The organism is Vibrio sp. OPT20, assembly GCF_963889365.1.
GTDB lineage: Bacteria > Pseudomonadota > Gammaproteobacteria > Enterobacterales > Vibrionaceae > Vibrio > Vibrio splendidus.
In genome coordinates this window covers 135,126-156,247 of record NZ_CAWPOA010000033.1, presented here as the reverse complement: position 1 = coordinate 156,247, position 21,122 = coordinate 135,126, and the positions used below count along the sequence as shown (strand labels likewise).

General features: G+C 44.2%; 26 protein-coding genes. 15 read left to right on the top strand and 11 right to left on the bottom strand.

The window, feature by feature from the left end; translation table 11 throughout:
* Positions 1 to 53: 53 nt before the first annotated feature.
* The 6 genes from AACR09_RS07075 to AACR09_RS07050 all read right to left on the bottom strand — a co-directional run bounded on the left by AACR09_RS07075 (position 54) and on the right by AACR09_RS07050 (position 4,155).
* Complete coding sequence (locus tag AACR09_RS07075; protein ID WP_193836257.1) at positions 54 to 1,442, bottom strand: AMP-binding protein; 1,389 nt, start codon at positions 1,440 to 1,442, stop codon at positions 54 to 56.
* Between the two features lie 6 nt (positions 1,443 to 1,448).
* Complete coding sequence (locus AACR09_RS07070) at positions 1,449 to 2,006, bottom strand: COG4648 family protein (protein WP_050648062.1); 558 nt, start codon at positions 2,004 to 2,006, stop codon at positions 1,449 to 1,451.
* Positions 2,006 to 2,263, bottom strand: coding sequence for an acyl carrier protein (locus AACR09_RS07065; RefSeq protein ID WP_004739745.1), 258 nt, complete (start codon positions 2,261 to 2,263; stop codon positions 2,006 to 2,008). Before AACR09_RS07065 ends, AACR09_RS07070 begins: the two co-directional genes overlap by 1 nt.
* A 10-nt stretch (positions 2,264 to 2,273) precedes the next feature.
* Positions 2,274 to 2,534: a phosphopantetheine-binding protein gene (locus AACR09_RS07060; RefSeq protein ID WP_004736154.1), complete on the bottom strand. Its 261-nt coding sequence runs from the start codon at positions 2,532 to 2,534 to the stop codon at positions 2,274 to 2,276.
* A 104-nt stretch (positions 2,535 to 2,638) separates the two neighbouring features.
* Positions 2,639 to 3,409: a lysophospholipid acyltransferase family protein gene (locus AACR09_RS07055; protein ID WP_102483199.1), complete on the bottom strand. Its 771-nt coding sequence runs from the start codon at positions 3,407 to 3,409 to the stop codon at positions 2,639 to 2,641.
* Entirely contained in the window at positions 3,406 to 4,155 is a 750-nt protein-coding gene (locus AACR09_RS07050; RefSeq protein ID WP_193836256.1) for a beta-ketoacyl synthase chain length factor, read from the bottom strand. The genes AACR09_RS07055 and AACR09_RS07050 overlap by 4 nt, the downstream gene beginning before the upstream one ends.
* A 72-nt stretch (positions 4,156 to 4,227) precedes the next feature.
* Between AACR09_RS07050 and AACR09_RS07045 the strand changes: the two genes are divergently transcribed.
* From AACR09_RS07045 to AACR09_RS07035, 3 genes are read left to right on the top strand one after another with little or no spacing between them, the layout of a single operon-like run.
* Positions 4,228 to 4,617: a hypothetical protein gene (locus AACR09_RS07045; protein WP_017084503.1), complete on the top strand. Its 390-nt coding sequence runs from the start codon at positions 4,228 to 4,230 to the stop codon at positions 4,615 to 4,617.
* 28 nt (positions 4,618 to 4,645) lie between these two features.
* The gene (locus AACR09_RS07040) at positions 4,646 to 5,719 is read left to right on the top strand and encodes a methyltransferase (RefSeq protein WP_193836255.1); all 1,074 of its coding nucleotides are present in this window, start codon (positions 4,646 to 4,648) and stop codon (positions 5,717 to 5,719) included.
* A 25-nt stretch (positions 5,720 to 5,744) separates the two neighbouring features.
* A complete protein-coding gene (locus AACR09_RS07035; RefSeq protein WP_193836254.1) occupies positions 5,745 to 6,986 on the top strand; it encodes an NAD(P)/FAD-dependent oxidoreductase in 1,242 nt (413 codons plus the stop codon).
* 140 nt (positions 6,987 to 7,126) lie between these two features.
* On the opposite strand, the gene AACR09_RS07030 is transcribed toward AACR09_RS07035, so the two are convergent.
* Positions 7,127 to 7,633 carry a hypothetical protein gene (locus AACR09_RS07030; protein ID WP_017084506.1) on the bottom strand — a complete coding sequence of 169 codons (507 nt, stop codon included), beginning with the start codon at positions 7,631 to 7,633 and terminating at the stop codon, positions 7,127 to 7,129.
* 139 nt (positions 7,634 to 7,772) lie between these two features.
* On the bottom strand, positions 7,773 to 8,906 hold the full coding sequence (locus tag AACR09_RS07025; RefSeq protein ID WP_017076832.1) for a flagellar assembly protein FlgT: 1,134 nt from the start codon (positions 8,904 to 8,906) through the stop codon (positions 7,773 to 7,775).
* Positions 8,907 to 9,098: 192 nt separating this feature from the next.
* Here AACR09_RS07025 and AACR09_RS07020 point away from each other — a divergent pair, with 192 nt between their 5' ends.
* The gene (locus tag AACR09_RS07020) at positions 9,099 to 9,734 is read left to right on the top strand and encodes a FlgO family outer membrane protein (RefSeq protein WP_004736167.1); all 636 of its coding nucleotides are present in this window, start codon (positions 9,099 to 9,101) and stop codon (positions 9,732 to 9,734) included.
* 9 nt (positions 9,735 to 9,743) lie between these two features.
* Positions 9,744 to 10,175: a flagellar assembly lipoprotein FlgP gene (flgP, locus tag AACR09_RS07015; RefSeq protein ID WP_004736169.1), complete on the top strand. Its 432-nt coding sequence runs from the start codon at positions 9,744 to 9,746 to the stop codon at positions 10,173 to 10,175.
* A gap of 311 nt (positions 10,176 to 10,486) precedes the next feature.
* Here flgP and AACR09_RS07010 read toward each other — a convergent pair whose 3' ends face one another.
* The 3 genes from AACR09_RS07010 to flgA all read right to left on the bottom strand — a co-directional run bounded on the left by AACR09_RS07010 (position 10,487) and on the right by flgA (position 12,221).
* Positions 10,487 to 10,912 carry a flagella synthesis protein FlgN gene (locus AACR09_RS07010; RefSeq protein WP_193836253.1) on the bottom strand — a complete coding sequence of 142 codons (426 nt, stop codon included), beginning with the start codon at positions 10,910 to 10,912 and terminating at the stop codon, positions 10,487 to 10,489.
* A 65-nt stretch (positions 10,913 to 10,977) separates the two neighbouring features.
* Positions 10,978 to 11,295, bottom strand: coding sequence for a flagellar biosynthesis anti-sigma factor FlgM (flgM, locus tag AACR09_RS07005; protein WP_004736171.1), 318 nt, complete (start codon positions 11,293 to 11,295; stop codon positions 10,978 to 10,980).
* 179 nt (positions 11,296 to 11,474) lie between these two features.
* A complete protein-coding gene (gene flgA, locus AACR09_RS07000; protein ID WP_017085300.1) occupies positions 11,475 to 12,221 on the bottom strand; it encodes a flagellar basal body P-ring formation chaperone FlgA in 747 nt (248 codons plus the stop codon).
* A 77-nt stretch (positions 12,222 to 12,298) separates the two neighbouring features.
* Between flgA and AACR09_RS06995 the strand changes: the two genes are divergently transcribed.
* The 10 genes from AACR09_RS06995 (at position 12,299) to AACR09_RS06950 (ending at position 21,120) form a co-directional block, all read left to right on the top strand.
* Entirely contained in the window at positions 12,299 to 13,225 is a 927-nt protein-coding gene (locus AACR09_RS06995) for a chemotaxis protein CheV (protein ID WP_004736173.1), read from the top strand.
* Between the two features lie 11 nt (positions 13,226 to 13,236).
* A complete protein-coding gene (locus tag AACR09_RS06990) occupies positions 13,237 to 14,064 on the top strand; it encodes a protein-glutamate O-methyltransferase (RefSeq protein ID WP_004736174.1) in 828 nt (275 codons plus the stop codon).
* Between the two features lie 255 nt (positions 14,065 to 14,319).
* Positions 14,320 to 14,715, top strand: a complete 396-nt coding sequence (flgB, locus tag AACR09_RS06985) for a flagellar basal body rod protein FlgB (RefSeq protein WP_004736175.1) — start codon at positions 14,320 to 14,322, stop codon at positions 14,713 to 14,715.
* A gap of 4 nt (positions 14,716 to 14,719) precedes the next feature.
* Entirely contained in the window at positions 14,720 to 15,133 is a 414-nt protein-coding gene (gene flgC / locus AACR09_RS06980; protein WP_004736176.1) for a flagellar basal body rod protein FlgC, read from the top strand.
* 17 nt (positions 15,134 to 15,150) lie between these two features.
* On the top strand, positions 15,151 to 15,864 hold the full coding sequence (gene flgD, locus AACR09_RS06975) for a flagellar hook assembly protein FlgD (protein ID WP_004736177.1): 714 nt from the start codon (positions 15,151 to 15,153) through the stop codon (positions 15,862 to 15,864).
* A 50-nt stretch (positions 15,865 to 15,914) separates the two neighbouring features.
* Complete coding sequence (gene flgE, locus AACR09_RS06970) at positions 15,915 to 17,219, top strand: flagellar hook protein FlgE (protein WP_017076830.1); 1,305 nt, start codon at positions 15,915 to 15,917, stop codon at positions 17,217 to 17,219.
* Between the two features lie 271 nt (positions 17,220 to 17,490).
* Complete coding sequence (gene flgF / locus AACR09_RS06965; RefSeq protein WP_017095944.1) at positions 17,491 to 18,240, top strand: flagellar basal-body rod protein FlgF; 750 nt, start codon at positions 17,491 to 17,493, stop codon at positions 18,238 to 18,240.
* A 21-nt stretch (positions 18,241 to 18,261) separates the two neighbouring features.
* Positions 18,262 to 19,050, top strand: a complete 789-nt coding sequence (flgG, locus tag AACR09_RS06960) for a flagellar basal-body rod protein FlgG (RefSeq protein WP_004736180.1) — start codon at positions 18,262 to 18,264, stop codon at positions 19,048 to 19,050.
* A 107-nt stretch (positions 19,051 to 19,157) separates the two neighbouring features.
* On the top strand, positions 19,158 to 19,934 hold the full coding sequence (flgH, locus tag AACR09_RS06955) for a flagellar basal body L-ring protein FlgH (RefSeq protein WP_017076829.1): 777 nt from the start codon (positions 19,158 to 19,160) through the stop codon (positions 19,932 to 19,934).
* Between the two features lie 94 nt (positions 19,935 to 20,028).
* Complete coding sequence (locus tag AACR09_RS06950; RefSeq protein ID WP_017076828.1) at positions 20,029 to 21,120, top strand: flagellar basal body P-ring protein FlgI; 1,092 nt, start codon at positions 20,029 to 20,031, stop codon at positions 21,118 to 21,120.
* Positions 21,121 to 21,122 lie beyond the last annotated feature (2 nt).

Genomic DNA, 21,122 nt, shown 5'->3' with positions numbered 1-21,122 from the left:
TTGTGACAAAAATATAAAAAGACAGTCTCAGTGTAAAACACGATAAGCGATTTCTATGATTTTACGAGCTGCTCTATGTGAGAGGTTAACCGCTTACCTTGGCTGTTGAGGGGAATCTCGTCAACAACACGATATTTTCTTGGGATAGCGATCGGTTCTAACCACTTTCTCAACTCTGAACGCAGCATCAACCAGAATTTACCTTTACTCATGGTTGCGAGTTTCGCTTGGCCTTGATCTGATAATACCAAAACCGACGCTAAGATTAAGCGCTCAGGTTCTTCAAATGGAATCACCACGCATTCACTGACCCAAGGGAGTTGCTCTAGTCGCTTTTCGACTTCAACCAGTGATACTCGTTTTTCTTCTATCTTGATCACTCGATCGGTTCGGCCTTTCAATATGAATTGATTGCTCGAGACCATTTCGCACTCATCGGCGGTTTGATACCAGTTGTTTTTGTCGATGTACGGCGACAATAACTTAATGCAATTCTCACTATTGAGACTAGCCTCAATACAGTCAAAAAGCTGCCAAGGTGTTTGAGCGCTCTCTTGCTGACGAAATGCGATACCGCCGGTTTCAGTGCTACCAAAAACCTCGATGGGCAAATGTCCTAACAAGTTAAGTGCTTGGTGAGCCGATTCGGTTGGTAAAGGGCCACCAGAAGAGAACACACCAACTAGCTGTGCAGGTTTTGTCTCGTGTTTTAATCGTTTGAGTAGCGCAGGACTGCTGATCAGCACGCTCTGTTTGTTAGCGTGAGATAGGATTTGTTCTGGGTACTCAAGATTGTGTCGAGCAAATGGAACACCAGAACAGAGTGGCCATAAGATTCTAAACAGCAAACCATAGATATGTTGATGTGAGACCGTACTGTGGACTCGGTTGCCCTTAAGTAAATCGCCCCAGTTTTTATCTAGCTGAGCGATTTCAATATCTAGGTGCTCTAAGGTTTTGTCTATAGCTTTGGGCGTACCACTTGAACCTGAAGTAAACAGGGTCAAGTGGATGGCTGCCAAATCAATGGGCGCAAGATTATCGATTAGAGGTTGTTGTGCTTTGGGGTTTGAGTCCAATAAGTTTTGGATATTGCGAACGTCACTAACCTCAACTTCACCAATCGAGTCATCAACTAACAGGCAGTCAAAATGTTCACTCAATTCGGCAAGTGCACAGGGCTGATAGTTACCCGGTAAAATGATGTGTTTTTTGCTGACAGCACATGCCAAAAAGGCCACCGAAAATAGGTAGCTGTCTTGGGTACAAATCGCAACTCGTTGAAAAGGGGATGAAGATAAAAGGTTTACGAGTTGAGATAAGTCGTCGTTAAATGTTTGCCAAGTAATCTCACTATTGTCGTCAAAGCAGACAATAGATTCAGGGGCTCGGTTTTGACTGAGGAGTTCAGACAATGAGATGTAAGATACGGTTTGGGTCATAACAATTTAACTCTGACGAATGCGCTGTCTTACCACCCACTCTCCTGCAAAGAGTAACCCGGCGAACAAATAGCTGAGTAAGCCATTGTATAGGGTCCAGATTTCAAGAGGTTGGAAGCAGGTATAAAAGGCGATAGAGCCATTGATAACAAAGAATAAACACCAAACCTTGGTGACTTTTCGTGTGTAATCAACGCCACTTTGCGGAAGTTCAGGCTCTTGGAGTCGAGCAAGACGTTCGATAATGGTTTGCGGTTGCCATAGGCTTGAAGCGAATACAGCCAACATACAAACATTAACGATGACGGGATAATAGGTTAACCAGCCATGCTGTTTGAAGGCTAACCCTAATGCCAGTAGAACAATTCCGGCACTTCCACTGATCCAAGCTAGGTGTTTTAGCTCTTTGATCTTAGCCTGACCGCCGGTGAAAATGCGGACAGCAAAGATAGCGGCTAAGACGATACCAACGGTTTGTAGGCCAAACTTGTTGAGTCCAAAGTAAACCGCTATTGGATAAGTGAAAAGTATGATTGCCGACAATAAAGTCAGCAGAGGACGCATTAGGCGTCCTTCAATAGTTCAACCACAGACTCCACAACGTCATTAACGGTGCGTACTGCTTTGAACTCTTCAGGTTTGATCTTCTTACCCGTTACGTTCTGTAAATGAACGACCAAATCAACCGCATCAATGCTGTCTAGGTCTAGGTCGAGATAAAGGTGTGCTTCAGGCGTGATATCTTCAGCATCAAGCTCAAACAGCTCAATAAGCGCATCTTTAACCTGATTGTATACTTCTTGTTGGTTCGCTTGTGTCATAAAGATCTGTCTAGTTGTTTGTTTGAGAAGAGATGTAGTTCGCTAGATTTTCAACTGACGCAAAGTGCTGTCGAGTGTTTGAATCGTCGGCATCGATAACAATGTTGTACTTTTTCTTGATAGCAAGACCAAGCTCAAGTGCATCGATAGAATCTAGTCCAAGTCCATCACCAAATAGTGGAGCTTCTGTTTCAATCTCATCAATGCTCATGTCTTCAAGGTTCAATGCGTCGATGATCAGTTGTTTCAGTTCGTTGTGTAATGTTTCCACTTTGGCCTACTTAATGCTTTATCTGAATGCTGCTTTAAGGGGGCGATTCTACATTATGCGATGTATTTTCGAAATGCCGATATCGCCGGTTGTTTATTGATTAGCTAAATGTTTTCTTCGGAAGGAAATATAGTATGTGCAAGATGATGATTAAGGCGTCTTGCTGCCGAAGTTAAGTTATTTGCATTCTCAATAAATGGTGCGACTTCTATTTTACCTTTCACCGCGATATGAAAAAAGGGTTTCGTAGCAGGAACTTGATACCATTTTTTCTCTTTCGTTAAGAATGTCGGAGAAACCGTAATATGAATCACGCGTAAATCGGTTTGTGTTCGAGTGGCAATTTGCGCCGCACCACGTTGTAATGATGGTTCAATTCCTGGTGTTGTGCGAGTCCCTTCGGGAAAAACCAGCAGTACATTGCCACGTGAAAAGCGTTCTTCACAACGTTCTAAAAGATCATCAGGTGCTTGATTGGGTATGTAACCCGCCGCTTTAACAATTCTCTTCATAAACGGGTTTTCCCATATTGCCGCTTTGACGAGGCAATCACATTGAGGAAGTTGAGAGGCGATCAGCACATAGTCGATTAAGCTCGGATGGTTGGCAACGATGATGCAGTTGCGATCTTCGCGTAGCAGTTCGGCGCCATCAATTCTGTAATCAATTGCGCCTGTGAACTTCATGATTTGGCAAAAAGCATTGAATGAGAAACGAATCAGTCGCTGAACTTTGAGCTCTCTTTGAATGGTGTTTGATGTGGTGAGTGCGATCGAAGGCAAGATCAAAAAGCTGAGAACTAAGCCTCCCAGCCCAAAAGTGGTAAAGCAGAACCCTGTCGCAAACACTCGCCAATATTGGTCTAACTTGCTCATTGCTGTGTTCCTGTCTTGGCGTTATTTATCCACGACCAAGTTTGGTGCTTGCCAGCAACAGTCCACTTATTTGTACCCAATAAGATATGTTGGAGCGTTTGTAGCCCTTGTGGTAACCCGGAAGATGCTTGGTTGGCTTCTACTGTTCTAGTTATAGAGTATTCACTGCCAGTCGTGAGCACTAAGCCCAAAGCATAATCTGCATAGTGCTGAGATTCGTATTCTTGGTAGAGCTCTGGTAGCGGTTGGTCGAAGTCGATGACTAAGACACGATGCGATGGGTATTGGCGAAGATAAAGGTAAGCTTCAATCAGGGCGTTATGAAAGGTATCTTGCCCAGCCGCGATAGAGGTCAGTGGAATCGGCGCTTTTGCGGCAATCGTTGTGAGACCAGCAGCGGTATTGTGCACCGACTGCGAGAACGCCATTGGTGAGGCGTCATCACCTTCTAAGATTGATTGAATCAATGTGGCAGTTCGGTGCAGCTCACCATGTCGGCTGGCAAAAACCAGAAAATCAACCGAGGTGTCTTTTAATAGAGTCAATGCAGTTTGGACGGCAAGCTTACTTTGCAGGCTCATTCGACGGCGCATCATCGGCGGGATGGCTTTAAATTCAGTTGAGCCATCTTGTGGCCAATCTATATTTGTGCTCCATGTTTGCCATTCGGCAACGGAATTGAGCCCCGCAGAATTTGCAGACCATTTCTCAATATTAAACGACATTAATTGGGATTGATTTGACATAGAGTATTGATTTGCTTTGGGTCTAACTAAATACTATGCGTGCTTATAAATAAACACAGGTAAGGAATTTAAATGAAATTACTAAAAATAGCCGTTTCAATGTTATTCATATTCGTTCTTGCAGGGTGTGGACGTGTCCAACCTGTAATGAATGTTGAGGATACTCCAGTTGCACTTAATCTTCAAAGTAAACAGGTGAAATCAGCTATTTATGAGTCTGCTGAAAACCGAGGCTGGTTGGTTTCAGAAATAAAGCCTGGCTTGATCCGTGCAGAACTGTATGTTCGTTCACACCATGCTGTGATTGAAATTCCTTATAGTGACAAGTTTTACTCTATTCTTTACGTTGAATCAGAGAATTTGAAGTACGACGATGGTGAAATACACCGTAATTACAACCGTTGGGTTAATAACTTAAACGTTGATATTAAACGTAAGCTTGCACAAATGGCAGCTGAGTAATCCTCTATTATTTAAAGTTAGGTTTTTCGTGTCGGAATATAAATTAGATCCATTCAACGCATTAGAAGCAAAAACAGAAGCGCAGAAATTGTCTTTCGCTCCCATTGTTTTTCATACTGCCCGTACACTTCGTGATTTAGGTATCTTGAAAGCGTTAGATGACGCGGGTAATGATGGTTTACCTGCAGAGACTCTTTCGGAAATAACGGGCGTATCTGAGTACGGCGTAAAAGTTCTGCTTGATATGGCGTTAAGTGCTCATATTGTTACTTGGGACAAACCTAACTATAAAATGGCCAACCTTGGTTTTTACCTTCTGCACGATGGTATGACTAACGCAAACATGGATTTCACAGCCGATGTTTGTTACGCAGCGATGATGCATCTAACCGAAGCGATTGAAGAAGGCACACCTGCTGGCCTGAAGGAGCTGGGTGATTGGGAAACCATTTACCAAGGCTTGTCTCAATTGCCAGAAAAAGCCAAAGAGAGTTGGTTTAAGTTCGATCACTTCTATTCGGACCGTTCGTTCCCTGTTTTGCTTGAGAAAGTCTTCAGCAAGAAACCTAAATCGCTAGTGGATATCGGTGGTAACACCGGTAAGTGGGCAATGCAGTGCTGCAATCACGATTCAGATGTTGAGGTCACGATTGTTGATTTGCCGCAACAGCTAGAAATGGCAATGGCAAACGCGACACAACATGGCCATCGAGACCGAGTGACTCCATACCCAGCCAACATGCTCGACAAACAGCAAGCGCTGCCGACGGGTGCGGATGTGTGGTGGATGAGCCAGTTCCTTGATTGCTTCTCGCCAATGGAGATTCTGAGCATATTAAAGCGTGTTCGCTCTCATATGTCAGAAGACGCGACTGTCTATATCCTTGAACTGTTTTGGGATGCACAGAAATACGATGCGGCTTCTTATAGCTTAAACGCGACGTCTCTCTACTTTACCTGCTTGGCAAATGGCAACAGCCGTTTTTACCGCAGTGAAGATTTCTTAGAGATTGTTGAAGAAGCGGGTTTCGAAGTGGTAACTCGTACCGACGATATTGGTCTTGGTCACACGCTTCTTGAATTGAAAGCTGGCGCGCAATAAAAAATAACAAACATGGCTTAAATTAATGAAAAAACTGTCAACTCAAGTAGTGATCATCGGAGCTGGGCCATCAGGGTCTATTGCCGCGTCTTTGCTTTACAAAAAAGGCATCGATGTACGAGTGATTGAAAAGAGCCTTTTCCCGCGCTTTTCTATTGGTGAAAGTCTATTACCTGCTTGTATGGAAGTGATTGAACAAGCTGGCATGAGCGAAGCGGTGGCTGACGCTAACTTCCAATTTAAAGATGGTGCCGCTTTTCGTAAAAATGGCGTGTATACCGCGTTCAATTTTGAAGATAAGTTCTCTGCTGGGCCGGGAACCACGTTTCAGGTTCAGCGAGGGGCCTTTGATAAGGTGTTAGCAGACACAGCCGAAGCACAAGGCGTTACTATTGATTATCAACATGAGTTGATGGGTATTAACTTCACTGAAGACAGCACCATTTTAGACGTACAAGTGCTTGATGGAGAACACTATCAGCTAGAAGCTCAATACGTGCTGGATGGCAGTGGATTTGGTCGCGTGCTACCTAAGATGCTTGATTTAGAGGAGCCATCATCGCTTCCTCCACGTAAAGCTATTTTCACGCATGTTAACGATCATATTTCAGAGGTTGATACCGGCCTTGAATATGATCGAAACAAAATTCTGATCTCGGTGCACCCGACCAACCCTGACGTTTGGTATTGGTTGATCCCGTTTAGTAACGGAGTGTCTTCGTTTGGTGTCGTCGGTGAGCCTAAGTTCTTTGAATCATACCCACAAGATAAGATTGCCGCGATTAAGCAACTGGCAACAGAAGAGCCGGGTTTGGCTGAGATACTGGCAAATGCAGAGTATCCGAACCCTGCGGGCGAAATCGGTGGTTATTCTGCCAACGTAAAGCACCTGGCAACAGACAAGTATGCGCTGCTGGGTAATGCCGGTGAGTTTCTTGACCCTGTGTTTTCATCAGGTGTGACAATTGCGATGAAGTCGGCTCAGTTTGCGGTTGAGTGCGTGGAAAAGCAGCTCAATGGTGAGAAGGTTGATTGGGAACGTGATTATGCAGATCCATTGATGGTTGGCGTAAACACCTTTAGAACTTATGTTGAGGGATGGTACTCAGGTACTTTGCAGGATGTGATTTTCTATCAAGATCCCAACCCGAAGATTAAGCAAATGGTGTGTTCTATTTTGGCTGGTTACGCATGGGATCAAAGTAACCCCTATGTGAAAGAATCAAAACGCCGACTGACGACACTGTCGGAGATATGCCGAAGCTAGGTGGTCGATTTAGGGTGTAGCAACATGCTAAAGCGGCATGATGTATAGCTATAAATAAAAACAGCCGCAATGCGGCTGTTTCTGTATCTGCTAAATATGGGAAGCTGATTCTTAGCTTACTCGCTTTACTGAGGTTGATACTACTTCAGGTCGATGCTGTTCAGTCGTCCCATAAAGATAAGCAGCTCAATCACATCTTTGTGAGCTTCAAGCAGCGCTCGTTTGGTTTGGCTGTAGGCCGCAAGTCGACCGTGTTTGCGTATAGAACATACTTTGGTTCTGTATTTGTATTCACCACTTTCAGAGAATACGCGCCATTTAGCGATGTAGCATTCATCTCGATGTTCGGGATCTGTCTGAGTCGGGTTTGGTTTGAATACTATTTTAGGTTCTAAACTGTGCGGTAAACGCGTCATCAGATAGGGCTCTCTAAGGACTTTTGGCCAAAACTTTCCCCAGAGCTTTCTGCCAAGCTCATCTCTTAACTTAATGGTTTTCTTTAGTGCTTTGTCTTCACCCATGCGAACAAAACCGACAGAACGATGTAACACCGTATCTTCGGGAGTATGGATGTGGATTTTAAAAGCGGTTTGGCCTTTCGATATAAATCGATAACCGGTCGCACCAATTAGATTATTCTGGCTCATAGTTTGCTAAATGATGATTATGTTATTAATAAGGTTACGACAAATACGTTAAAACCGAAACTAATCATCATGAAAAAAATAAAGCCTTAACACAAGTGCTAAGGCTTTATTAGAAACTATGAAGTGAGCTTGTCGCTAACTACATGATTTTCTGCATTACATCACCAATTTGAATGCTTCCAGCAAGGCTAGGTTGATCAATCGTGAGCTCGGCTTCATTTTCATACACGCGAGAAACCGTTAGCGTGATATCACTTTGAGATACCTTGTTACGTGGCAAGCCTCGTTGGTCGATAAACGAACCGGTGTGCCACAGTTGCAGTTTGTCACCTTGTTGAACGCCATGCATTCGACCTAAATCAATGGTCACAGTGTTACCAAATACTGCAGCCACCTCTGGAAGCGTGATTTTACATGATACTTCTGATTCCAAGTCCAACATAATATTGCGGCTGACGCGAAGCATCATACTGCCGTAGGTTGATGCCCAGAAACGAGCACTGCGCGTATCAACCTCGCTGGTCTTAGCAAAAGGCCATTTTGCCACTTCACGGTAGCTACGGTTATAAACCTGATGACCTGTCTTACCGTCAAAGACTTGCATCTCTAACGCAAACTGGCGGTTTATAATGTCGTCTTTTAGAAGCTTGGATTCAATGGTCGCAGTTAAATCGGTGATATCACCGCCGATAATGTACTGTGCTCCCGTGTCTTGTGCGATCATTTTGATCACTTCCGGTCGACGCTTGTCGATATCGTAATTGGTTGTACCAACAGAAACAAAGCTACGAGATTCTTGCGCCAGTTGTCGGTCAACGACATGGCTAAAATCATCACCAATATTATAGATTCTGCCCATTACAGCTTGTTGTGGGGAAGTCACATCAATGTTGCCGACCAAAAATGTTTTCTTATATTGGCTCTCATGGCAAGCATTTGCCGAAGGGTAGATGTCGATCCTTGCAGTGATCATTATATTGCCACTGCGTTTCTTCTCTTTTTCTACCAAGATGTAGCGCACTTCATGATTGGTAAATTGAAACTCTTTCTTCTTCGCGTCGAGGTAGGGCGTGAGGTTAGCAATGCTACCAATGTCAGCACCAGAGAACTGGATCGCTTTATATACCGCGTCTTCCAGCGCATGGACTCTTGCGGCTTCCTCTGACGATACGATGGTTGCTGTACCGGTAACTTCATACCAAGAGGCATGAGCACTGAAGCTTATGGTTATCAGTGAACTTATTGAAAATAAGTAAGAAATTATTTTTTTCATCTATTCGTTACCAGTTGGGTATAAATATTGCTTAACAAATAACTATAAGCTTGAAGCTGACTTAAGTGCGTTTTTCTTAATCTGAACCATTAATGAAAAGCAAAGACTGTTCCAACATTGTAATCCATTGAAAAGAATAATGGTGAGAACATATTGGAATAGGTAGCACTAAACATATCTGGAGATTAGAGAATGAAAAAATGGCTCGTAGTAATGAGTGTCATGTTACTGACATCATGCGCTTATTCGCCGATCTATAACGGCAAGTCTGAATATTCAGGCAGTCAGTTTATGTTGATGGACAGCCCTCGTCATACCATGGACTTTTTCGTGGAAAGTATGACTGAAGATTTGATCATTTCGAATACGAGTATTTCAGCAAGAACCCCAATTGCGATTACTTCGTTTGTTGACCTGCAACACATGGACACAACAAACTGGCTAGGTAATTCAGTTTCAGAAGGTTTTATTCATCAGTTTCAGCGTCGTGGCTTCAAGGTGGTTGATTTTAAAACAACCGGTTCTATTCAAGTGACTCACCAAGGTGATTTTGCATTAAGCCGTGATTGGAAAGACTTAGCTCAAGAGCAAGATGTCCAGTACGTGCTGACAGGCACTATGCTTCGTCAAGAGGGCGGTGTTCTAGTTAATGCTCGTGTGGTAGGCATGCAAACTCGTATTGTGGTTGCTTCCGCGCAAGGCTTTTTGCCAGCGGATCGTATTGGTCGAGATCTAGATACTCTGAACAGCATTCGAACTCAAGATGGTGTCATTATTCGTTCTGATCCAACGATGACTCAGCCTTACACCGTTATTCTTCGCCCCTAGGAGTTCGAGATGAAGAAGTTAATATTTGTTGTTGCCGCTTTGCTGCTTGTTGGCTGTCAGCCTCTGCAAAACATGAGGCCAGACGATTACTTAGTTGCCGTTGGTTACGCGAGTATCAGTGAGCAAAAGGGACGTAACGATGAGGAAAGGCGCATTCGTGCGATGAGAGCTTCCAAGATCGATGCTTATCGTGAACTTGCTGAACAAGTGTATGGTATGCGAGTAAGCGGCCGAGCAGAGCTTGAAGATCAACGCCTTGGCACTGAACGTACTTCTGGTGCAGTTGATGGCGTAATCCGTGGCGCAGAAGTAGTGCGCAGCTACCCAGTGGGTGATAGCTATGTAACAGAGCTCCAATTAGATATCCGTAAGATGGAACAGCTACGTAATTACGGTGAAGTTCAGGCAGTGCCTGAGAAGAGACAACAAACGTTGTTCTAGTTTTGGGGTCATCTAGTTATAGGCTTACCTAATTATATTGGCTGCCACTCGCTTTCCAGATGGCGTGTCGGCAACCAATAACGGTTATGACTAAAAAAGCGGCAAGTATGAAAATACTTGCCGCTTTTTTTGTGTTTATCGTTTATTAGGGGTATTTACAGGTTTAGAGAGACTTTGACGGTGTAGTGAGAAGGGTAGGCTGAGATACAGATACAGATACAGATACAGATACAGATACAGATACAGATACAGATACAGATACAGATACAGATACAAGCAAGAAGGGTGTTGTGCGAAGAAGATTAGCCCAATTAGGCTTTTACATTGGTTCCCAGCGTAGAAATCGTATGCGTTTGGCCACCGGCATTGTAAGTCATACCAATTTTACCATGGCTTTGCTGCATCATATTGCTGAGTTTTTTGAAACTGAGGTGTGCTCGATTCAAGGCTTCGCCATTGACTAGGTTCGCTTGGCGGCAGTCGTGCACTATGGACTTGATGGTTGCGACTAACTGAGCAAGTTCAGGATTCTCGGTCAATTCTGAGATATTGGTATGGGTAGCAATTCGTTGATCGGTTGATCTTAGCTGTTCAACAAGGACCACTTTTTCTTTGGCGATTCGCTCAATATCGTTTGATTGTCGGCTCGTAATAGCGGTTTTCTCTGAACTCAATAATTCAGATAAGGCTTTGGCATTTTGAAGTTGAAAATTAACTAAATCTGCTAGTGCCGCCATAACGTAACCTATCCATAACCTCGTGTACTTTAAGACAATAACTTCAATGAAAAGTTAGTGTTTTCTTAAAGGCCTTTTAATTCATCTTCGAACTTGATCATGTTGTCAGCCAGTTTCTCTGGATCGACAGTGTATGAACCATTCGCAATCGCTTCTTTTATTGCAGCAACTTTTACAGAGTCAAAGCTTGGTTGTGCTGCCATGTCTTGATGGAGCTGACCAATCGCTTTGCCTTGCTGGCTTAGTGAAACCGCGTCTTTGCTTGCTGGTGATTTAGTTGACACATCAGAACGTGATGCCTCAGAGCTAGAATCAGAGCGTACTGTTGGTCGGTTAGTGGTCGTTAGGGTTTGCCCTGAACGAATATTATCAATGCCTGCCATAGTTAAGCCTTTTTCTTCAAAAATGGGAACCTGTACAGTCAATATCGACCAAGGGTTCGAATACTTTAGCAATTTTTAGCTCAATAGTCGAAAAGGGACAAAACACCACAGTCGTTATATTTTGGCGTTAAAGTTGAGAGCAAAATAACTAACGATACCGTCAATTTAGAAGTAAAGAGTTAAAAGTAAACCGTGACTTCAGACATGCTGGTAACAATACCTTCAATTATACGCTGTGATTTATCATTTTTCACTCTTACTTGATCACCCATTGAGCCATCCGTAAGTGCAGTCCCTTTGGTGGTAATGGTCATGCCACCTTTTACTGCCTGTATGATAACCTTCTCGTTTCGGCATACGACACAGATATCGCCTCTTTCGACAACATCACCTGGCCTCAGGTTCTTTTTTACCTTAGCGCCGATCACTTGTTGGGGAGCGGTGAAACCTTGGCGACGAAACTTGTTAAGCGAAATCATAGCGGTGGTGACATCGTATTGACCTACGATTTCGCCTCTTGCTAATGAGCGTGTTGTTGTGACTAGTGGTACTGACATTGAAAGACGTACCGGCACGTAAACTCGCCATTCATCAGGAACACATTGCACTAAAACCGTAATGCTACTGCGGGTATTGCTGGTGGTTGAGGCGCTGGTATCTAGAGGAATAGGGCAATCTGTTGCTTTGATTCTAGAGTCCACATTTGCTGAGTTAACAAAGAGTTCGCCGCCTTGTGGCTGCTCAACTGTCTCTAGGATGTGTTGTTCCGCCGCAGACTGAATCATTTCAATTTGCTCTGGAGTCGCAGCTTGTACAAAAAAACTAAACAATATTGATAAAATGCCGATAAACTTAGCGACAGTTTTAAAAGTAGCTCTACACATTGCTATGGAAAAAAGCGGCAGATTTGTTTTATGATATATCATTCCGTTTCTCTAGTGGTTCGTAGCCTGCAGTAGACTAACACTTTTTATACAAAAAAGTTTGATATGGAGATGAGCTCATGACGGGTATTCTTGATTCGGTGAATCAGCGTACGCAACTCGTCGGTCAAAACCGATTAGAATTACTAACCTTTCGCCTAATGGGGCGTCAGCGTTACGGCATTAATGTTTTTAAAGTAAAAGAAGTACTTCAGTGCCCTAAACTGACAAAAATGCCAAACTTGAACCCACTGGTTAAAGGTGTAGCACACATTCGTGGCCAAACGATCTCTGTAATCGATTTGAGCTTAGCGATTGGTGGCCGTCCTACAACGGATGTTGAAAAGTGTTTTGTGGTTATTTCTGAGTTTAACCGAACTATTCAAGGTTTCTTGGTCAGTTCAGTAGAACGCATTATTAACATGCACTGGGAGTCGATTCTTCCGCCGCCAGATGGTGCAGGCAAAGCCCATTACCTGACTGCAGTCACCAACATTGATAATGAGCTGGTAGAAATTCTTGATGTAGAAAAAATTCTAGCGGAGATTTCACCTGTTGATGAAACAATGGACAGCAAAATTGCTGAAGAAATCGCAGAAGTAGAACAAGGTAAAGAATTGGTTCGTCGTATCTTGATTGCTGATGATTCAACCGTTGCTCGTAAGCAGGTTCAGCGTGCGATTGAGTCGATTGGTTTTGAAGTTATTTCGGTGAAAGATGGTAAAGAAGCCTATGAGAAGCTGGTGGAGATGTCATCAGAAGGCAGTATTTACGATCAGATTTCATTGGTGATTTCAGATATCGAAATGCCAGAAATGGATGGCTATACGCTGACTGCTGAGATTCGTCGTCACGCCGAACTTAAAGATCTATACGTAATTTTACACTCATCATTGAGTGGTGTATTTAACCAAGCCATGGTTGAGCGTGTAGGAGCTAACTCCTTTATCGCGAAGTTCAACCCCGATGAGCTTGGTGCAGCGGTAAAAGCTGCGTTAACTAACTAAAAGAGACATTAATGACTGCTATAACAATAAGTGATCAAGAGTATCGCGATTTCAGCCGTTTCTTAGAATCTCAATGTGGCATTGTATTAGGTGACAGCAAACAGTACTTAGTGCGCAGCCGTCTAAGCCCATTAGTAACGAAGTTTAAGTTAGCTTCGTTGTCTGATTTGTTGAGAGATGTAGTAACAGGTCGAAACCGTGAGCTGCGCGTGGCTGCAGTCGATGCCATGACGACGAACGAGACACTTTGGTTCCGTGATACTTACCCGTTTGCTGTGCTTGCGGATAAACTTCTACCGGAAATAGCGGCAAATAAACGTCCTATTAAGATTTGGTCTGCGGCAAGCTCTTCAGGCCAAGAAGCATACTCAATGGCAATGACGATTCTTGAAACTCAAGCTCGTAAGCCAGGTATGTTGCCAAATGTATCGATTACCGCAACTGACATCTCAGCAAGTATGTTGGATATGTGCCGCACTGGCGCGTACGACAACCTTGCATTGGGACGTGGACTTTCTCCTGAGCGTCGTCGTACTTTCTTTGAAGATGCGGGCGATGGCCGTATGAAAGTGAAAGATAACGTTAAGCGCATGGTGAACTTCCGCCCTCAGAACCTGATGGACAGCTATGCATTGTTAGGTAAGTTCGACATCATCTTTTGTCGTAACGTGCTGATTTACTTCTCGCCTGATATGAAATCAAAGGTACTTAACCAGATGGCAAACAGCCTGAATCCTGGTGGTTACCTATTATTGGGTGCGTCTGAATCGTTAACAGGCTTAACGGATCGTTTTGAAATGGTTCGCTGTAATCCAGGCATCATCTACAAATTAAAGTAATGAGTGGCACTCGTACTAGGTGCAACGTTACTATCTAACTTCAAAACCCAGCCAAGTGCTGGGTTTTCTTTTTCCGGCTTAACCTATATCTTTAAGTCAGAGTGACATTCCAATTTACTCTATTTTTTGGCTTGTATATTGCAAGTTTACCCACGAGTAACCTGTAAAAGTATTGATAGCCCGCTTTGTTTAAAAAGTTGGTATATATATTGCTTTGGTTATCTCATAACAGTCAGTTCTTGAGTTGAGGTTTACATGGCTATTTCTTTTGACAATGCTTTAGGCATTCACCAGCACACAGTTGGTGTACGTGAGCGTAACGCTGAGGTGCTTTCCACCAATATCGCGCAAGCAAACACGCCTGGGTATAAAGCAAAAGGATTAGACTTTAAGAAATCGCTGCAAGCGGCAAGTTCTGGGGCAAGCATTGGTCTTAGCCGTACAGATGGTCGGCACATTTCTGCCTCAACAACGGTGAACGGGGAAACGAAGTATCGAATTCCTACCCAACCTGATACAGGAGATGGCAACACGGTTGATTTGGATTTGGAAAGAAACCTTTTCATGCAAAACCAAATTAGGCATCAAGCCTCTCTCGACTTCCTAGGAAGTAAGTTCAAGAATTTAACTAAAGCGATTAAAGGGGAATAATTAGATGAGTTTATTCAATGTATTCAATGTGACTGGTTCTGCGATGAGTGCTGAATCTGTTCGTCTAAATACGACCTCGAGCAACCTTGCGAACGCGGACAGTGTAAGTAGTTCTGCTGAAGAAACTTACAAGGCTCGCCACGCAGTGTTCGGCGCTGAGTTAAATAAAGCACGCAACAGTGGTCACACTGTGCCTGTGAAAGTATTAGGTATTGTGGAAAGCGATAAGCCGTTGAGCGCGGAGTACAACCCAGATCACCCATTAGCGAATAACGAAGGCTATATCTACAAGCCTAACGTGAACGTTATGGAAGAAATGGCAAACATGATTTCGGCATCACGCGCGTACCAAACAAATGTGCAGGTTGCTGACTCGAGTAAACAAATGCTGCTGCGTACGCTGCAGATGGGTCAATAAGGATAAGGAGGTAGCACATGGCTGGAATCAACAACAATGTTGGTCAAAGCGGCTTGTCCTATGTTGACCAGCTGAAGAGTCTTCAAGATGGCGCGAAAAAGCCCGACGAAACAACAGGTAAGCAGGATCTTAAACAAGAAGACTTCTTATCTTTGTTGACTAAGCAATTAGCCCAACAAGACCCTTTTAAGCCGGTTAGCAATGACCAGATGATTGCGCAAATGGCTTCATTTGCGACCGTAGATGGCATTGGCAAAATGAATACACAGTTTGAAAGCTTGAATTCATCAATGACTTCTAACCAAGCATTACAGGCATCCTCTTTGGTTGGCCGCGATGTATTGGTTCCTGGTGCGGCAGGTGTGAAACCCGGTGATGGCGGTATGGCGTCAATGGTTAAGCTTCCTCAGGCAATGGACAATGTAATCGTCCGTGTTGAGAACGAAGTTGGACAATTGGTTCGCACTTTTGATATCGGCTCTAAACCATCAGGCGACACACGTGTTGAATGGGACGGAAAAGACGAAGACGGTAACCCATTGCCGGCTGGTAAATACAACGTGAAAGCGTCGGGTTTACTGGATGGCGAGAACACAGAGTTCCAAGTTTCCAGTTATGCGAACGTGAACAGTGTGCTTCTTGGTAAGGGCGATGGCAACGTACTACTCAATCTGGCTGGTTTCACATCGCCAGTACGACTTGCTGAAGTACTAGAAGTTGGTAAAGCGTAACGCTTTAAAAGAGTGATTATGCTAGCTAGAGAGATTAGGAGAATATTGGAATGTCATATGTAGCTTTAAGCGGTCTATCCGCTGCACAACTAGACCTGAATACAACCAGTAACAACATTGCGAACGCAAACACATTCGGCTTTAAAGAGTCACGTGCGGAGTTTGGCGATGTTTACTCAAGTTCGTTATTCACTAACGCAAAAACGACGGCAGGTGGCGGTGCGCAAGCTAGCCAAGTGGCGCAACAGTTCCATGAAGGTTCAAGTATTTATACTAACAACCCAATGGACTTACGTGTAAGTGGTACAGGTTTCTTTGCAGTATCGAAAGACCGTATGGTACCGGAGATCAATGAACTCACGCGTAATGGTGCATTTCACCTAAACAAAGACAACTACATGGTTACTGCTAACGATGAGTTTCTTTTAGGTTACGATGTTGATCCAAATTCGGGTGAAGTTCTTTCTTACGCGCCAAAGCCACTCGACATTCCTGCTGAGTTTGGTAAGCCAAAACAGACAGAAAACATTGAAGTAGGGGTTAACCTTCCTGCAAACGGTGATCTTAAAGACCCGGCTGCATTTAACTTCAAAGATGCTGACACTTATAATCGTGCAACGTCTTCGACGGTATACGATTCTATGGGTCAGTCTTACAAGTTAACGACTTACTACCTCAAAGATCAGACTCAACCAAACACTTGGCAGACGTACTACACCATGTCAGATGAGAACGGTGAAAAGCCGGTCAATATCACGGGTGGTGATGCGACCAATGCACAAGGTCATGTTGGTCACACAATGAAGTTCAACAATGACGGTACGTTGGCGAGCCTTAACAATGGCCAGCCAATTAACTCTGAAGCACTAGGTGCAGGAGCTAACCCAATTGATTTGAACGGTGCTGATCCAACGCAGGTGCTTAAGTTTGGTCTAGATTCGTCAACTCAGTTTGCCGCTCCATTTGAACTCACTAAGTTCGATGAAGATGGCGCGACAACAGGTTTCTTAACCAAAATCGATTTCGATGAGTACGGCAGTGTTTTAGGTACTTACTCAAATGGTGAAAACGTGATGCTTGGCCGTGTAGGCTTGGTTCGTGTACCCAATGAGCAAGGCCTAGATAAGAAAGGTGGCACTCAGTGGGATTCTACTAATGACTCAGGCTCTAAAATCTGGGGTGAATCGAACAAAGGTTCATTTGGTAGCATCAACAACGGCTCGCTAGAGCAGTCGAACATCGATATGACACAAGAACTGGTTGATTTGATTTCTGCTCAACGTAACTTCCAAGCGAACTCGCGTTCTCTAGAAGTACACAACCAACTGCAACAGAATATTCTTCAGATTCGTTAATCGTTTCGAGCGTTTGAATCATCTGCGAATACCCAATTCAATGTTATTGAATTGGGTATTGTTGCTGAATTTGATATGGCTGTTTGCTTTTCTATTTGCCGCCCCTATTGCCGCCCGGTAATGCCTCTGGCAACAATTATTCCTCAATGATCCTTTGACGATCACCCCTTTTCGTTCTTTTTCTATTTAAATTACTGATAAATAACAGTAAAAAATATTGGCACAGTGTTTGCTTTATTAGCCCCAGAAGATGATTTTTTGGAGCAAAATTATGGATCGCGCACTGTTTCTTGCCATGAGTGGCGCTAAGCAAAATATGCAAGCTTTGCAGCTACGTGCTAACAACCTTGCCAACGTAAGTACAACGGGTTTCCGTGCTGATTTAGCACAAGCACGTTCAATGCAAGCGTACGGTGAAGGCATGCCTACTCGTGTTTTCAGCATGACAGAACGTCCGGGTCATAATTTCGCACAAGGTAGTGTGGTCACCACTGGCCGAGATCTTGATGTCACTATTCAAGGTGATGGTTGGATTTCAGTGATGGATAACACAGGCCGTGAAGGTTTAACGCGTAATGGTAATCTAAAGGTTGACCAAAACGGTTTGTTAACCAACGCAAGCGGTCACTTGGTGTTAGGTGAGAATGACGCGCCAATCACGCTCCCAATCCCGGTCAGCAAAGTAGAAATTGGTACAGATGGTACGATTTCGGTGATTCCTCAAGGCGCTCCAGCTGAAGAATTAGCGATTGTTGACCGTATTAAACTTGTACGCCCAGACAACCAAAGTTTGTTTAAAGATACGAATGGTCTATTCCGTTCGAAAAACCCAGATCAGGCATACGAAGCAGATGCAGCGGTAACGTTGCTAAAAGGTGCCATCGAAGGCAGCAACGTAAATGCTGTTGGTGAAATGACCAGCCTAATTGACTTACAACGTCAATTCGAAATGCAGGTCAAGATGATGAGCACTGCAGAGGAAATGGACAAATCGTCTGATTCACTGCTTCGAATGAGCTAATAGAATTTAAAGGAATTTGCTATGCATCCAGCATTATGGGTAAGTAAAACAGGTTTAGACGCACAACAAACCAATATCTCAACGATTTCGAACAACCTTGCCAACGCCTCGACCATTGGTTTTAAAAAGAGTCGTGCGGTATTTGAAGATCTGTTCTATCAGAATATCAACCAGCCAGGAGGCCAATCGTCTCAAAATACTGAGCTGCCTAGTGGCTTGATGTTAGGTGCCGGTTCAAAAGTAGTCGCAACTCAAAAAGTGCACACTCACGGTAACGCGCAAACAACGTCGAACAGCTTAGATATGATGATTGAAGGCGACGGCTTCTTCCAAGTTGAAATGCCAGACGGTGAAACAGGTTACAGCCGAAATGGTCAGTTCACTCTGAACGGTGACGGCGCGATCGTTACATCAGGTCAAGGTTATGCTCTGCAACCAGAAATCGTGATTCCTGAAGATGCGATTTCGGTGACGGTTGGTAACGACGGTGAAGTGTCAGTACGTCTACGTGGTGAGCAAAACAACGTTGTGGTTGGCCAAATCACCATCACTGACTTCGTAAACCCAGGTGGTTTGGAGCCTGTAGGTCAAAACCTTTACTTACCAACCGGTGCTAGTGGCGACCCACAAGAGGGGGTTCCTGGCTTTGATGGCTTAGGTAATATTCGTCAGTCGATGCTTGAAACATCGAACGTAAACGTCACCGAAGAGCTGGTGAATATGATTGAAGCTCAACGTGTCTACGAAATGAATTCGAAAGTTATCTCGTCGGTAGACAAGATGATGAGCTTTGTTAACCAACAGCTGTAATTGGTTTATTAGCCGTTTAATTATTGATAATTAATGGATTTTTCCAATTAACTGACGTGTTTCTACCAATTGATCTATTTACCATTGCCTGCTGAGAGTATATCGCCATGAAACGTATTTTTTGTTTAGCTCTGTTTATGTCTATGACGGGGTGTTCTGTTTTGGATCCTATTGAGACTCCGGCAGAAGAAAACGCAACCACAGTGGTTGATGCCGTGGAAGGTGATAAGTCAGCGCAAGAGAGCTCAGGCATTATCGATACGCTTCGTGGTCGAACCGATCCAGTTGCTGGTGACCCAGCATGGGCGCCAATCAATCCAAAAGAAAAACCAGAACACTACGCAGCAGCAACGGGCTCACTGTTTAATGTTAATCACATTGGCAGCATGTATGACGACTCAAAACCTCGTGGTATTGGTGACATCATTACCGTGGCGTTGGACGAGAATACTCGAGCGACCAAGAAAGCCAACGCAGACATGTCTAAGTCGAACGATGCAACGATGGAGCCGCTGGCAGTCGGTGGTCAAGAGCTGACTATCGACAAGTACAACTTCTCTTATGATCTGAGCAACACCAACACCTTTGCGGGTGACGCGTCAGCCAACCAGAGTAACAGCATCAGCGGCTACATTACCGTTGAAGTTATCGAAGTATTAGCCAATGGTAATCTAGTGGTCCGTGGCGAAAAGTGGATGACACTGAATACGGGCGATGAGTACATCCGCCTAAGCGGCACCATCCGTCCTGATGATATAGACTTCGAAAATACCATCGCTTCAAACCGTGTTTCTAACGCACGAATTCAGTATTCAGGTACGGGCGTGCAGAAAGATATGCAAGAGCCTGGATTCTTGGCACGATTCTTTAATGTATCTCTGTAGAGCTTGATAGGGCGTCGGGATACTGACAGCCCTCATCAATCACAAATATTTCGCTAAGTTATTATAAACTGAAGCAATACAGACAGGTTACTCAATGAAAAAACTCACACTCGTACTATTCGGCATGCTATTTCTTGCCACCAGTGCCCATGCTGCGCGTATTAAAGACGTGGCAAAAGTGGCGGGTGTTCGTAGTAACCAACTTGTCGGTTATGGTTTGGTTACGGGTTTGCCGGGGACAGGTGAGACAACTCCCTTTACCGATCAAACGTTTAACGCAATGCTGCAAAACTTTGGCATCCAATTGCCGCCCGGCACCAAGCCAAAAACTAAAAACGTCGCCGCGGTAATTGTTACCGCTGAACTCCCGGCATTCTCTAAGCAAGGTCAGGAAGTTGACGTAACCGTTTCTTCTATCGGTTCAGCAAAAAGCCTTCGTGGTGGTACTTTGTTGCAGACCTTCCTGAAAGGTCTAGACGGTCAGGTGTATGCGGTCGCGCAAGGTAACTTGGTAGTAAGTGGCTTTAGTGCACAAGGTAACGACGGTTCTAAGATTGTCGGTAACAACCCTAACGTCGGTATCATCTCTAGCGGTGCGACGGTTGAACAAGAGATCCCGACCCCATTCGGTCGTGGTGACTACATAACCTTTAACCTAATTCAATCTGATTTCACAACGGCTCAGCGTTTGGCTGATGCGGTTAACAACTTCCTAGGTCCACAAATGGCGTCTGCGGTCGACGCGACGTCTGTAAAAGTTCGCGCTCCTCGAGAAATCAGCCAACGCGTGGCTTTCTTATCGGCAATCGAAAACATCGAATTTGATCCTGCAGAGGGTTCTGCAAAAATTATTGTTAACTCCCGCACCGGAACTATTGTGGTTGGTAAGCACGTTCGCCTAAGAGCGGCGGCGGTAACCCACGGTGGTATGACGGTTGCAATCAAAGAAAATCTCAACGTAAGCCAACCTAATGCATTCTCTGGTGGTCAAACGGTAGTGGTTCCTGATTCTGATATCGAAATCACGGAAGGCGATGGCAAGATGTTCAAATTTGAACCGGGCCTAACGCTGGACGATTTGGTACGCGCAGTCAATGAAGTAGGCGCTGCACCTTCTGATTTAATGGCAATCCTTCAAGCACTGAAACAAGCGGGTGCAATTGAAGGCCAATTGATCATTATCTAAGG

Coding starts and splice junctions, on each gene's coding strand:
- AACR09_RS07075 (WP_193836257.1), bottom strand. CDS start 1,442: ATGACCCAAACCGTATCTTACATCTCATTGTCTGAACTCCTCAGTCAA.
- AACR09_RS07070 (WP_050648062.1), bottom strand. CDS start 2,006: ATGCGTCCTCTGCTGACTTTATTGTCGGCAATCATACTTTTCACTTAT.
- AACR09_RS07065 (WP_004739745.1), bottom strand. CDS start 2,263: ATGACACAAGCGAACCAACAAGAAGTATACAATCAGGTTAAAGATGCG.
- AACR09_RS07055 (WP_102483199.1), bottom strand. CDS start 3,409: ATGAGCAAGTTAGACCAATATTGGCGAGTGTTTGCGACAGGGTTCTGC.
- AACR09_RS07050 (WP_193836256.1), bottom strand. CDS start 4,155: ATGTCAAATCAATCCCAATTAATGTCGTTTAATATTGAGAAATGGTCT.
- AACR09_RS07045 (WP_017084503.1), top strand. CDS start 4,228: ATGAAATTACTAAAAATAGCCGTTTCAATGTTATTCATATTCGTTCTT.
- AACR09_RS07035 (WP_193836254.1), top strand. CDS start 5,745: ATGAAAAAACTGTCAACTCAAGTAGTGATCATCGGAGCTGGGCCATCA.
- AACR09_RS07030 (WP_017084506.1), bottom strand. CDS start 7,633: ATGAGCCAGAATAATCTAATTGGTGCGACCGGTTATCGATTTATATCG.
- AACR09_RS07025 (WP_017076832.1), bottom strand. CDS start 8,906: ATGAAAAAAATAATTTCTTACTTATTTTCAATAAGTTCACTGATAACC.
- AACR09_RS07020 (WP_004736167.1), top strand. CDS start 9,099: ATGAAAAAATGGCTCGTAGTAATGAGTGTCATGTTACTGACATCATGC.
- flgP (WP_004736169.1), top strand. CDS start 9,744: ATGAAGAAGTTAATATTTGTTGTTGCCGCTTTGCTGCTTGTTGGCTGT.
- AACR09_RS07010 (WP_193836253.1), bottom strand. CDS start 10,912: ATGGCGGCACTAGCAGATTTAGTTAATTTTCAACTTCAAAATGCCAAA.
- flgM (WP_004736171.1), bottom strand. CDS start 11,295: ATGGCAGGCATTGATAATATTCGTTCAGGGCAAACCCTAACGACCACT.
- flgA (WP_017085300.1), bottom strand. CDS start 12,221: ATGATATATCATAAAACAAATCTGCCGCTTTTTTCCATAGCAATGTGT.
- AACR09_RS06995 (WP_004736173.1), top strand. CDS start 12,299: ATGACGGGTATTCTTGATTCGGTGAATCAGCGTACGCAACTCGTCGGT.
- AACR09_RS06990 (WP_004736174.1), top strand. CDS start 13,237: ATGACTGCTATAACAATAAGTGATCAAGAGTATCGCGATTTCAGCCGT.
- flgB (WP_004736175.1), top strand. CDS start 14,320: ATGGCTATTTCTTTTGACAATGCTTTAGGCATTCACCAGCACACAGTT.
- flgC (WP_004736176.1), top strand. CDS start 14,720: ATGAGTTTATTCAATGTATTCAATGTGACTGGTTCTGCGATGAGTGCT.
- flgD (WP_004736177.1), top strand. CDS start 15,151: ATGGCTGGAATCAACAACAATGTTGGTCAAAGCGGCTTGTCCTATGTT.
- flgE (WP_017076830.1), top strand. CDS start 15,915: ATGTCATATGTAGCTTTAAGCGGTCTATCCGCTGCACAACTAGACCTG.
- flgF (WP_017095944.1), top strand. CDS start 17,491: ATGGATCGCGCACTGTTTCTTGCCATGAGTGGCGCTAAGCAAAATATG.
- flgG (WP_004736180.1), top strand. CDS start 18,262: ATGCATCCAGCATTATGGGTAAGTAAAACAGGTTTAGACGCACAACAA.
- flgH (WP_017076829.1), top strand. CDS start 19,158: ATGAAACGTATTTTTTGTTTAGCTCTGTTTATGTCTATGACGGGGTGT.
- AACR09_RS06950 (WP_017076828.1), top strand. CDS start 20,029: ATGAAAAAACTCACACTCGTACTATTCGGCATGCTATTTCTTGCCACC.